The sequence below is a fragment of the Telluria sp. ZB4P36 genome, from assembly GCF_059685865.1.
In genome coordinates this window covers 153,447-166,004 of the sequence record NZ_JCASIE010000003.1, presented here as the reverse complement: position 1 = coordinate 166,004, position 12,558 = coordinate 153,447, and the positions used below count along the sequence as shown (strand labels likewise).

Annotated in this window: 10 protein-coding genes; 7 read left to right on the top strand and 3 right to left on the bottom strand. The window is 66.0% G+C overall.

Going from position 1 to position 12,558, the window contains the following annotated elements:
- Positions 1-16: 16 nt before the first annotated feature.
- The gene (locus tag AC56LK_RS05975) at positions 17-1,366 is read left to right on the top strand and encodes a TAXI family TRAP transporter solute-binding subunit (RefSeq protein ID WP_497183946.1); all 1,350 of its coding nucleotides are present in this window, start codon (positions 17-19) and stop codon (positions 1,364-1,366) included.
- 61 nt (positions 1,367-1,427) lie between these two features.
- Entirely contained in the window at positions 1,428-3,383 is a 1,956-nt protein-coding gene (locus AC56LK_RS05970; protein ID WP_497183655.1) for a CocE/NonD family hydrolase, read from the top strand.
- Positions 3,384-3,420: 37 nt separating this feature from the next.
- Here AC56LK_RS05970 and AC56LK_RS05965 read toward each other — a convergent pair whose 3' ends face one another.
- Positions 3,421-3,879 carry a rhodanese-like domain-containing protein gene (locus AC56LK_RS05965; protein ID WP_497183654.1) on the bottom strand — a complete coding sequence of 153 codons (459 nt, stop codon included), beginning with the start codon at positions 3,877-3,879 and terminating at the stop codon, positions 3,421-3,423.
- A gap of 282 nt (positions 3,880-4,161) precedes the next feature.
- Here AC56LK_RS05965 and glnA point away from each other — a divergent pair, with 282 nt between their 5' ends.
- The 5 genes from glnA (at position 4,162) to corA (ending at position 9,905) form a co-directional block, all read left to right on the top strand.
- Positions 4,162-5,577: a type I glutamate--ammonia ligase gene (glnA, locus tag AC56LK_RS05960; protein ID WP_497183653.1), complete on the top strand. Its 1,416-nt coding sequence runs from the start codon at positions 4,162-4,164 to the stop codon at positions 5,575-5,577.
- A 158-nt stretch (positions 5,578-5,735) separates the two neighbouring features.
- A complete protein-coding gene (locus tag AC56LK_RS05955) occupies positions 5,736-6,257 on the top strand; it encodes a DUF4124 domain-containing protein (RefSeq protein ID WP_497183652.1) in 522 nt (173 codons plus the stop codon).
- Positions 6,254-7,327: a nitrogen regulation protein NR(II) gene (gene glnL, locus AC56LK_RS05950; RefSeq protein WP_497183651.1), complete on the top strand. Its 1,074-nt coding sequence runs from the start codon at positions 6,254-6,256 to the stop codon at positions 7,325-7,327. Before AC56LK_RS05955 ends, glnL begins: the two co-directional genes overlap by 4 nt.
- A 71-nt stretch (positions 7,328-7,398) precedes the next feature.
- On the top strand, positions 7,399-8,883 hold the full coding sequence (ntrC, locus tag AC56LK_RS05945; protein WP_497183650.1) for a nitrogen regulation protein NR(I): 1,485 nt from the start codon (positions 7,399-7,401) through the stop codon (positions 8,881-8,883).
- 53 nt (positions 8,884-8,936) lie between these two features.
- The gene (gene corA, locus AC56LK_RS05940) at positions 8,937-9,905 is read left to right on the top strand and encodes a magnesium/cobalt transporter CorA (RefSeq protein WP_497183649.1); all 969 of its coding nucleotides are present in this window, start codon (positions 8,937-8,939) and stop codon (positions 9,903-9,905) included.
- Here corA and AC56LK_RS05935 read toward each other — a convergent pair.
- Positions 9,902-10,759, bottom strand: a complete 858-nt coding sequence (locus AC56LK_RS05935; RefSeq protein WP_497183648.1) for an EamA family transporter — start codon at positions 10,757-10,759, stop codon at positions 9,902-9,904. The two genes, corA and AC56LK_RS05935, sit on opposite strands and share 4 nt — an antisense overlap.
- A complete protein-coding gene (locus tag AC56LK_RS05930) occupies positions 10,756-12,372 on the bottom strand; it encodes an NAD(P)/FAD-dependent oxidoreductase (protein WP_497183647.1) in 1,617 nt (538 codons plus the stop codon). Before AC56LK_RS05930 ends, AC56LK_RS05935 begins: the two co-directional genes overlap by 4 nt.
- Positions 12,373-12,558: the final 186 nt, after the last annotated feature.

The window sequence follows — 12,558 nt, the reverse complement described above, 5'->3', positions numbered from 1 at the left end:
CGCCGTCAAACGCGCAATGACGCGGGTGCGCCAGTTCAGCTTCGTGTCCCTGCGCGACCTGCTGGTAGCAAGCGGGCCGACGCTGCTGGCGGCCATCGCAGTGGCGGTACTGGCCTATCTCTGGGTCGACCCGGCGCCGCCGCGCCAGCTCAGCATGGCCACCGGCCAGTTCAACAGCGCCTACGAGGAATTCGGCCGCCAGTACGCCGCACGGCTGGCGCGCGACGAGATCAAGCTCACGCTGCAGCCTTCGCTCGGCTCCCATGACAACCTGCAGCGCCTCATCGACGGCAAGGTCGACATCGCCTTCGTGCAGAGCGGCTCGACCGCGGAAGGGCAGGCCGAGCAGGCTGGCCTGGTGTCGCTGGGCAGCCTGTTCACCGAGCCGGTCTGGCTGTTCCTGCGCGAGAAGGCCGGGGTGACCCACCTTACCGACCTCAAGGCCAAGCGCATCAACCTCGGCCCGGAAGGCACCGGCGTGCCGCGCCTGTTCCGCCAGGTGCTGGACGCGAACGGCATCGAACCGGATGAGCTGAAGATCGGCGCGCTCGAGAACACGCCGGCCACGATGGAATTGCTGGCCGGCCGCATCGACGGCCTGGTGTTCAGCTCCGCGCCCGAAGCACCGCTGATCCAGATGCTGCTGCAGACCCCCGGCATCAAGCTGTTCAACTTCAGCCAGGCCGACGCCTACACGCGCCGCCTGCCTTTCCTGACCCACGTGGTGCTGCCGCGCGGGATCGTCGACCTCGGGCGCGACATCCCGGCCCAGGACTACCACCTGATCGCGCCGACCGCGACCCTGGTGGCGCGCGAGGACCTGCATCCGGCCCTGGTGGGCCTGCTGGTGAAATCGGCGGGGGAGATCCATGGCAAGGCGGGCTGGTTCCAGCAGCAGGGCCAGTTCCCGTCGCCGAAATACACCGAGATCCCGGTGGCGCGTGAAGCGGCGCGCTACTACCGCGACGGTCCGCCCTTCATGCAGCGCTACATGCGCTTCTGGCTGGCCAATTTGTTCGAGCGGCTGTGGGTGGTGGCGGTGGCGCTGGCGGCGCTCCTGATCCCGCTGTCGAAGATCGTCCCGCCGATCTACGTGTGGCGGGTGCGCTCGCGCGTCTACCGCTGGTACGGAGAACTGCGCAAAGTGGAGCAGGCGCTTGAAGCCATCGAACCGGAAGGGCGAGAAGCGGCGCGCGACGGTTTGCTGAAGCGCCTCGACGACATCGAGGAGCGCGTCAACCACATCTCGATCCCGCTGGCGTATGCGGAAGAGTTGTACCGCCTGCGCAGCCACATCAACTTCGTGCGCGAACGGGTACGCGGGACCATCGACCTGCATGGCGTCGCCGTGCCCTTGGCGAAATAGCAAGACCGGGGCGAATTCGGATTACACTGGCGGTCTTTGTTCCGCATTTCCGAAAGAAGCCATGATCCGTCGTCCGTTTTCCGCCCTTGCATTGGGCGTGATGCTGGCTTGCAGCGCAGGCGTGCAGACCGCAGCAGCCCAAGCCGATGCTCCTGTCCAGAAGCGCAGCCCGCGCGAGTCCTACACCAAGTACGAATACCGCATCCCGATGCGCGACGGCGTGAAGCTGTTCACCACGGTGTACGTGCCGAAGGACAGCGCGAAGCCTTATCCCTTCCTGGTACAGCGCACCCCCTACAGCGCCGGCGTGTATGCGCAGGGCGAGCAGCGCTACGGCGTGGACTGGATGCCCGAATCGCTCGGCCCTTCGCGCGAGCTGGAGGACGCCGGCTACATCTTCGTGACCCAGGACGTGCGCGGCCGCTACATGTCCGAAGGCGTGTGGCAGGAGATGACGCCGCACCAGAAAACCAAGCGCGCGAAGGGGGAGGGCCAGGAAAGCGAAGACATGCACGACACCGTCGAATGGCTGCTCAAGCACGTCCCGAACAACAACGGCCGGGTCGGCATCTGGGGCATCAGCTATCCGGGCTTCTACACGGCCGCGAGCATCATCGATTCGCACCCGGCAATCAAGGCCGCTTCGCCGCAGGCCCCGATCGCCGACCTCTACATGGGTGACGACTCCTACCACGGCGGCGCCTTCATGCTGTCGGCGAACTTCGACTTCTACTCGGCCTTCCTGCCGCAGAAGAACCCGACCGCCGGCAACAAGGAGCGTTCCCGTTTCGAATACGGCGAAGCCGACGCCTACGATTTCTTCCTGAAGCGCCTGACGCTGCCGAACATCCTTGCGAGCATGAGCGACGAGCAGCGCGAACTGCTGGTGCCGACCATCGAGCACGATACCTACGACGAGTTCTGGCGCTCGCGCGCCATCACGCCGCACATGAAGAACGTCAAGGCGGCGGTGCTGACGGTGGGCGGCTGGTTCGATGCCGAAGACCCGGCCGGGCCCTTCGCGATTCATAAGGCGGTCGGCAAGTACAACCCGGCCACGCCGAACGCGCTGGTGATGGGACCCTGGGTACACGGCGGCTGGGCGCGCGGCGACGGCGCACGCCTGGGCCACGTGAGCTTCGATGCGAAAACCAGCGAGTACTTCCGCCGCGAGATCCAGTTCCCCTTCTTCGAGCAGCACCTGAAGGGCGTGAAGCCGGCGCGCGCACTGCCAGCGGTGACGGCCTTCGAGACCGGCACCAATGTCTGGCGCAGCTATGCGGCCTGGCCGCCGGCCCCGGCAAAGGCGCGCACGCTGTACTTCGGCCCGAACGGCACGCTGGCCTGGCAACAGCCGGCCAGTGGCGGCAACAGCGGCGCCGGCTACGACGAGTACGTGGCCGACCCGCGCAAGCCGGTGCCCTTCATCGGCTATCCGGCCACCGGGGTGCCGCGCGAGTACATGGTGTCGGACCAGCGCTTCGCCGCGACCCGCCCCGACGTGCTGGTCTACCAGAGCGAGGTGCTGGAAGAAGACGTGACGATCGCCGGGAAGGTAGAGTCGAGGCTGTTCGTGTCGACCACCGGCACCGACGCCGACTGGGTGGTCAAGCTGATCGACGTCTATCCGGCCGAGTACCCGACGCCGCCCGCCGAGCGCAAGGGCAACGATACCGGCCCGCCGGCGCTGAAGCTGGGCGGCTACCAGCAGCTGGTGCGCGGCAATCCGCTGCGCGGCAAGTTCCGCAACAGCTACGAAAAGCCGGAAGCTTTCACGCCGGGCAAGCAGGAAGCGCTCAGCTTCGACATCGGCGACGTCAACCACACCTTCCGCCGCGGCCACCGCATCATGGTGCAGGTGCAGAGCTCCTGGTTCCCGCTGATCGACCTGAACCCGCAGACCTTCACGCATATTCCGAAGGCCAGGCCGGAAGATTTTAAAAAGGCGACCCAGCGCGTGTACCGCGTGCCTGGTGCGGCATCGGGCCTGCAGCTGATGGTGATGCCGGCCCACTGATGTGATTGGCATGGCCGGCATCGCCGGCCATGCAAGTTCACGCCCCGATCCAGGGCAGTCCCGCCTTGCACCAGCCCCCGACCGTCTTGCGATGCCCCTCCGCATCGCGGTCGCCCTCGAAACCTTCCAGGATGTCGTAGGACTCGGCAAAGCCCCGCTCGGTCGCCACGCGCGCGCTGTGGCGCGAGCGCACGCCGGAGCGGCACAGGAACAGCAGCACCTCGTCCTTGCGCGCCACTTGCTGAAGCTGCGCACCGAATGCGGGATTCGGCGCACCACCCGGGTAGGTGGCCCACTCCACCGCGACGTGCTGGGCGTCGGGAATCGCCACCCGGCCGACCCAGTCGCGCTCGGCGTTGGTGCGCACGTCGACCAGCTTCACACGGGGATCGCTGCGCAGCAGCGCGAAGGCTTCGTCGGGCGTGACCGCGCCGGCATAGGGCTGGCCGGCGGCGCGCTGGCGGGCTTGGGCAAGGATGGTCTCAAGGCTAGTCATGGTTGATCCGTTCTGAACAAAAAAGTCAATGCACCAACTTGGTTCGGTGTATCCTGCGCTGCGATGGTGCACGCGCCCAAGCTTGCACCAATGTAGTGCGCCCCTGCACCGGTGTGCGGGAGGCTGATGGACAGATTCTAGGACGGATACCAACGAATTCCAACGAAGCATTGTGCATTTGTTCATAACGCGGGCTTGGCACGGTTCATGCTTTGACATAAAGCAAGTTGCCGCGTTGCGAGTGTTCCATCGCGGCACCCCCTTTTCAATCAGGAGATACGAATGGCAAAGACGGTTGCAGACGTAATTCAACTCATCAAAGACAACGAAGTGAAATTCGTTGACCTGCGTTTCGCGGACACCCGCGGCAAAGAGCAGCACGTGACCGTCCCCGTGTCGCACTTCGACGAAGACAAGTTCGAATCGGGCCACGCCTTCGACGGTTCGTCGATCGCCGGCTGGAAGGGTATCGAAGCATCGGACATGCTGCTGCTGCCGGACCCGAACACCGCCAACATCGACCCGTTCATGGAAGAGACCACGCTGTTCATGCAGTGCGACGTGATCGAACCGTCGGACGGCAAGGGCTATGACCGTGACCCGCGCTCGATCGCCAAGCGCGCCGAAGCCTACCTGAAGTCGACCGGCATCGGCGACACCGCCTACTTCGGCCCGGAGCCGGAATTCTTCATCTTTGATTCGGTCCGCTGGAGGATCGACATGTCGGGCTGCTTCGTCAAGATCGACTCGGATGAAGCTTCCTGGTCGACCGACAAGGAAATCGAAGGCGGCAACAGCGGCCACCGTCCGACCGTCAAGGGCGGCTACTTCCCGGTCCCGCCGGTCGACAGCTTCCAGGACATGCGCTCGGAAATGTCGCTGATCCTCGAATCGATGGGCATCCCGGTCGAAGTGCACCACCACGAAGTGGCTGGCGCCGGCCAGAACGAACTCGGCACCAAGTTCTCGACCCTGGTCGAGCGCGCCGACTGGACCCAGAACCTGAAGTACGTGATCTGGAACGTGGCCCACAGCTACGGCAAGACCGCGACCTTCATGCCGAAGCCGATCAACGGCGACAACGGCTCGGGCATGCACGTGCACCAGTCGATCTGGAAGGACGGCAAGAACCTGTTCGCAGGCGACGGCTATGCCGGCCTGTCGGAAACCGCGCTGTTCTACATCGGCGGCATCATCAAGCATGCCCGCGCGCTGAACGCGATCACCAACCCGGGCACCAACTCGTACAAGCGCCTGGTGCCTGGCTATGAAGCCCCGGTCAAGCTGGCCTACTCGGCCAAGAACCGCTCGGCCTCGATCCGCATCCCGCACGTGGCGAACCCGAAAGGCCGCCGCATCGAGACCCGCTTCCCGGACCCGCTGGCCAACGTCTACCTGTGCTTCGCCGCACTGATGATGGCAGGCCTGGACGGCATCCAGAACAAGATCCACCCGGGCGAAGCCGCGACCAAGGACCTGTACCACCTGCCGCCGGAAGAAGACAAGCTGATCCCGACCGTGTGCTCCTCGCTGGAAGAAGCGCTGGAAGCCCTGAACAATGACCGCGAGTTCCTGACCCGCGGCGGCGTGTTCAGCGACAGCATGATCGACGCCTACATCGACCTGAAGATGACGGAAGTGCAGCGCATGCGCATGACCCCGCACCCGGCCGAATTCGACATGTACTACTCGTCGTAATCAAGAGGTCAACGAATCCGTTGCGCTCATGCATCACAGGGCGTAAGGCTTCGTAACAAAGGCGGGGAAAGCGAGGGCTTTCCCCGCCTTTTTTCATGCTTGCTGTACACTCGGGCCGTTCTACAATAGCTGCACTTTAATTGTGCAAATCGATTCTGATGGGAACGACAATCAGCTTCTTCCGACGCTTCGCAATCGTGCTGGCCGCCGGCCTGGCGCTCCACACCGGGGCCCACGCCCAGGCCGCCGTCTACAAATGCGTGGACGAGCAGGGCCGGGTCGAATTCACCGACACCGCGCGCCGTGGCTGCAAGGCCCTCGACCTGCCGGGCTATGCGCCGCCTCCGCCGCCGCGCGCCTCGGCGCCGATTCCGGCCGTCCGTCCGATGAGTCAGGGGCCTGCGGCTGCCGTCACCCCGGCCAGCTTCCCGCGCGTCGACACTGCCCAGCAGCGCGCGCGTGACGACGACCGCCGCGAGATCCTCAACGACGAACTGCGCACCGAGCAGAAGAAGCTGCTTGAGCTGCGCCGCGACTTCAACAAGGGCGAGCCCGAGCGCCAGGGCAACGAGCGCAATTACGCCAAGTACCAGGAGCGCGTGGCCTCGATGCGCGACGAGATCGGCCGCACCGAGCGCAACATCGAGGCGCTGCAGCGCGAGATCGGCAACATCCGATGAGCGAGCCGGCCGGTCCCTCGCATTTCGCAGGCCTCGACCTGCTGGCCTCGAGCGTGCTGCTGCTCGGGCCCGCGGGCGAGGTGCGCTACGCCAACCCGGCCGCCGAGAACCTGCTCGAGCTCTCGCTCAAGTCGCTGCAGCGCGCGCCGTTGCCCGAACTGTTCGCCAACGGCGCCGAGCTGGCGGCGCTGTGCGCCCAGGCGCTGGCCCACCAGTACGCCGACCTGCGCCAGGACCTGGTCCTGCAACGCAGCGGGCGCGAGCCGCTGCACGTCAACAGCATCGTCAGCGCACTCGGCGAAAGCGAGCTCCTGATCGAGCTGCGCGAGAACGTCCAGCAGCTCAAGCTCGACCGCGAGGAACGCATCCTCGACCAGAGCCAGGCCAACAAGGAACTGATCCGCAACCTGGCGCACGAGATCAAGAACCCGCTGGGCGGCATCCGCGGCGCCGCCCAGCTCCTCGAGCTCGAACTCCCTCCCCATCACCTGACCGACCTGTCGGAATACACCCAGGTGATCATCAAGGAGGCCGACCGTCTCCAGACCCTGGTCGACCGCCTGCTGGCGCCGCACCGCAAGCCGCATATCGTCGGTGACGTCAACATCCACGAAGTGTGCGAACGCGTGCGCAGCCTGATCCTGGCCGAGTTCCCGTCCGGCCTCGGCATCCGGCGCGACTACGACGCCTCGATTCCCGAGTTCAGGGGCGACATGGAGCAGCTGATCCAGGTGGTCCTGAACATCGCCCACAATGCCGCCCAGGCCCTGAAACAGCGGATCGCGGCGGGCGATGCCGAGATCGTGCTGCGCACCCGGGTGGCGCGCCAGGTCACCCTGGCCAAGGTCCGTTATGGGCTGGCATTAGATTTGCATATCATCGACAATGGACCGGGCATCGCACCCGAGATCCGCGACCGCATCTTCTATCCGCTCGTCTCCGGGCGCGAAGGCGGCAGCGGCCTCGGACTGACGCTGGCGCAGACCTTCGTGCAGCAGCACCTGGGTGTGATCGAGTGCGAAAGCCGGCCTGGACTGACGGATTTCCGGATCCTGCTGCCTTTGCCATAAGCCGGGGAGTGCAGGTTTCGCCGTGGGTCCCCATTGAATCGTAGAGCGCGAACGACGGGAAGCACGAACACATGAAACCAATCTGGATTGTCGACGACGACGCATCGATCCGCTGGGTACTGGAAAAGGCGCTGGCGCGCGAAAGCCTGGAGACCCGCAGCTTCGCCAACGCGCAGGATGCGCTGGCCGCCTTCGAGACGGACACACCGCAGGTGCTGGTGTCGGACATCCGCATGCCGGGCGAATCCGGCATCGAGCTGCTGGGCGCGGTCAAGGCGCGCCATCCCGGCCTGCCGGTCATCATCATCACCGCATTCTCCGACCTCGATTCGGCGGTCGCCTCGTTCCAGGGCGGCGCCTTCGATTATCTGGCCAAGCCCTTCGACATCGACAAGGCCGTGGCGCTGATCCGGCGCGCCCTCGAAGAAAGCCTGCGCGAAGCCAGCGTCGAGGCGGCGCCCGCCGAGACGCCCGAGATCCTCGGCCATGCGCCGGCGATGCAGGAAGTGTTCCGCGCCATCGGCCGCCTGTCGCAGTCGAACGTGACGGTCCTGATCACGGGCGAATCGGGCAGCGGCAAGGAGCTGGTGGCGCGCGCCCTGCACAAGCACAGCCCGCGCGCCCAGCAACCATTTATCGCGCTGAACACGGCGGCGATCCCGAAGGACCTGCTGGAATCGGAACTGTTCGGCCACGAACGCGGCGCCTTCACCGGCGCCCAGGCCATGCGGCGCGGCCGCTTCGAGCAGGCCGAGAACGGCACCCTGTTCCTCGACGAGATCGGCGACATGCCCTTCGACCTGCAGACCCGGCTTCTGCGGGTGCTGTCGGACGGCCACTTCTACCGCGTCGGCGGGCACCAGCCGGTGAAGGCCAATGTGCGCGTGATCGCCGCCACCCACCAGAACCTGGAACAGCGCGTGCGCGATGGCCTGTTCCGCGAAGACTTGTATCACCGCCTCAACGTGATCCGCCTGCGCCTGCCTTCCCTGCGTGAACGCAGCGAGGACATTCCGATCCTGGCGCGCCACTTCCTGGTGCAGAGCGCACGCCAATTGGGCGTCGAACCGAAGCGCCTGAGCGAGCCGGCGATGCGTTTCCTGTCCAGCCTCGAGCTGCCCGGCAACGTGCGCCAGCTGGAAAACCTGTGCAACTGGATCACCGTGATGGCGCCCGGCCAGACGGTCGAGGTCAAGGACCTGCCGCGCGACCTGACGCAGGGCGAGCCGGCGCCGTCGACGCTGCAGGACCCGGGCCTGGCCGGCATACCGCAGGCAGCGCAGCCGGCGGCCCCCGGCGTGTCGCCCGTGGCGCCACCGGCCACGCCCGAAGGCTGGATCGCGCTGCTCGAACTGCAGGCCGCGGGCATGCTCAGCGCCGGCCAGACCGACGTGATGGACACGCTCGGCCGCCAGTTCGAGTCGGCCCTGATCAAGACCGCCCTGAAGCACACCCACGGGCGCAAGAACGATGCCGCGATGCGGCTCGGGATCGGCCGCAACACCATCACGCGCAAGATCGTCGAGCTTGGGATAGATGGCGCACGTGACGAGTGATTCCGATGGTGTAAGCTGGCGCATCATGTGCCGATTCTTCGCTTACACCATCCATGCTGATTAACTGCGTCGCCTACCAGGAAGGCAAGAAGCTGTCCGACATTCCCGTCGAGGACATCAGTGAATACCTGAAACTGCCCGATACCTTCGTCTGGGTCGCCCTGCGCGACCCGGACCAGGCCGAGATCGCCACCATGCAGGAAGAATTCGCCCTGCACGAACTGGCGGTGGAAGACGCCGTGCGCGGCCACCAGCGTCCCAAGATGGAGGAGTACGGCGACTGCGTGTTCGTCACGCTCCAGATCCTCGAATACGCCGGCGACGAGCTGGTTTCCGGCGAACTGGCCGTGTTCGCCGGACCCAACTACGTGCTGTCGGTGCGGCGCGACGCCAACCAGGGCTTCCTGGGCGTGCGCGCCCGCGCCGAACGCGAGCCGCACCAGCTGAAGAAGGGCTCGGGATTCGTGCTGTATGCGCTGGCGGACGCGGTGGTGGACCGCTACTTCCCGGTAGTCGACAGGCTCGAGGCCGAGCTCGAATCGATCGAGGACCACATCTTCGGCAAGGTGGGCGAGCAGCGCGCCAACATCGAGCGCCTGTATGCGCTCAAGCGCAAGTCCCAGACCATGCGCCATGCCGTGATCCCGCTGCTGGACGCGGTCGGCCGCCTGTATGGCGGACGGGTGCCGCCGGTAGTGTCCGAAACCCAGGATTACTTCCGCGACGTCCACGACCACCTGCTGCGCATCAGCGGGCGTCTCGATGCCGTGCGCGACACCATCAACACCGCCATCCAGGTGTCGCTGTCGATGGTGGCGATCGAAGAGAACGACATCAGCAAGAAGCTGGCCTCGTACGCGGCGATCTTTGCCGTGTTCACGGCCTTTGCGGGCGTCTGGGGCATGAACTTCGAGTTCATGCCCGAGCTGAAGTGGAAGTACGGCTATCCGGCGGCCTTGTGCACCATGGCCAGCGTGTGCGGCTACATGTACTGGCGCTTCAAAAAAGCAGGCTGGATTTAAACGCTCTTGGGTTTGTCGGCCGTGGCCGCAGCGCCGCCGCAGGCCAGGACCACCAGCAGAATCGCCAGCCACTGCATCCCCGTCAGGCGCTCGCCCAGCACCACCCAGCCGGCCAGCGCCGCGAAGGCCGGCCCTGCGCTGACCAGGATGCCGAACACGCGCTGCGGCAGGCGCGCCAGCGCCGCCATTTCCAGCGTATAGGGCAGGGCGCTCGACAGCACCGCGACCGCCAGGCCGCCGGCCAGCACCGTCGGCAGCAGCAGGTCCGCGCCCGCGTGAACCACGCCGACCGGCACCGTGAACAACGCCGCCGCCAGCATGCCCCAGGCCACCGCCTGGCCGCCGTTCAGGGTCGAGACACGCTTGCCGAACACGATGTACATCGCCCAGCAGAAGGCCGCGCCGAGCGCGTAGGCCACGCCGCCCGGATCGAGCGGCGCGACGCCATCATGCACCGGCGCCAGCAGCCACAGGCCGAAGGCGGCCAGCAGCACCCAGGCAAAGTCGCGCGCGCGGCGCGAGGACAGCACCACCACCGCGAGCGGGCCGACCACTTCGATGGCCACCGCGATGCCGATCGGGATGCGCGCGAAGGCGCCGTAGATCAGGAGGTTCATGCAGCCCAGCATCAGGCCGTATACGAGCAGGTTGACGGCGTCGCGCCGCGCCGGCAGGTGGCGCCAGGGACGCACGACGGCGAGCATGATGACGGCGGCCAGGCCGACCCGTACCGCGGTCACGCCCTGGCTGCCGACCAGGGGAAACAGGTGCTTGGCCCAGGCGGCGCCGGCGTTCACCGACACCATCGAGGCCAGGATCGCCAGGCCGGGCCCGAGAGCCCCGCGTTGGCTCACGCGGCAGCCATCGCCAGCGCCACGGCTTCCGCCACGCGGATGCCGTCCACCGCCGCCGACATGATGCCGCCGGCGTAGCCCGCGCCTTCGCCGGCCGGGAACAGGCCGCGCGTGTTCAGGCTCTGCAGGTCGCCATCGTTGCGCTTGATGCGGATCGGCGACGAAGTGCGGGTCTCGACCCCGGTCAGCACCGCGTCATCCTTGTAGTAACCCTTGATCTGCTTGTCGAAGGCCACGAAAGCTTCGCGCATGGCGGTGATCGCGTACTCGGGCAGCGCAGGGGCGAGGTCGGTCAGGTGCACCGCCGGCTTGAACGAGGGGATCACCGAACCGAATTCCTTCGACGGCCTGCCTTTCACGAAGTCGCCCATCAGCTGGCCCGGCGCGTCGTAATTGCTGCCGCCGAGGACGAAGGCGCGCGATTCCAGCTCGCGCTGGAAGGCGATGCCGGCCAGCGGGTGGCCCGGATAATCCTCGGGCGTGATGCCGACCACGATGGCGCTGTTGGCGTTGCGCTCGTTGCGCGAATACTGGCTCATGCCGTTGGTGACGACCCGGCCTTCCTCGCTCGACGCCGCCACCACCGTGCCGCCCGGGCACATGCAGAAGCTGTACACCGAGCGGCCGTTGGAGGCGTGGTGGACGATCTTGTAGTCGGCCGCGCCGAGCAGCTTGTTGCCGGCGTTCGGGCCGAAGCGGCAGACGTCGATCAGCGACTGCGGGTGCTCGACCCGGAAGCCGATCGAGAAAGGCTTGGCCTCGACGTAGACGCCGCGCTCGTACAGCAGCTCGAAGGTGTCGCGGGCGCTGTGGCCGATCGCCATCACCAGGTGGCGGGTGGCGATCTCCTCGCCGCTGGACAGGCGGATGCCCTGGACCTCGCGCACGCCGTTCTCTTCGCTCACGTAGATGTCGTCGAGCCGGGTTTCAAACCGGATCTCGCCGCCCAGGGCAATGATCTCGGCGCGGATCTGCTCGACCATCTTCACCAGCCTGAAGGTGCCGATGTGCGGCTTGCTGACGTACAGGATTTCTTCCGGCGCGCCGGCCTTGACGAATTCGGTCAGGACCTTGCGGCCGTAGTGCTTCGGATCCTTGATCTGGCTGTACAGCTTGCCGTCCGAGAAGGTGCCGGCGCCGCCTTCGCCGAACTGCACGTTCGACTCGGTATTCAGCTTGCGCTTGCGCCAGAAGCCGAAGGTGTCGACGGTCCGTTCGCGCACGATCTTGCCGCGCTCGAGCACCAGCGGGTTCAGGCCCATCTGGGCCAGGATCAGGGCCACGAACATGCCGCAGGGACCCATGCCGACCACCACCGGGCGCGGGGTTCCCGGCGCCGGTTTGGCGGCGACGAACTTGTAGCCGGTGTCGGGCGAGGGAAAGACGGCGGGGTCTTTTGCCAGGCGCGCCAGCACGGCCGCTTCGTCACGCACGTCGGCGTCGATCGAATAGATCAGCACGATGGCGGACTTCTTGCGCGCGTCGTAGCTGCGCTTGAAGACGGTGAAATCGAGCAGGTCGCCGCTGTCGATGCCGAGGCGGGCCAGGATGGCGTCGCGCAGTGCGGGTTCCGGGTGGTCGAGGGGAAGTTTGAGTTCGCTGATTCGGAGCATGGTGTCGTGACGGGCAGGTTGCTGGTGATGCAACAGAGAATGAGGGGCCGGGGCCAAGCCGCTATTTTACCCAAGAGCCCATGCCACAGGGCAGAAATGATGCATCCAGCAAAACCTTATGGTGCGCTGCAATATTTCCGATCAGTACTGTCAGAATAAGCATATTTGTACCAATGTGCTTACATT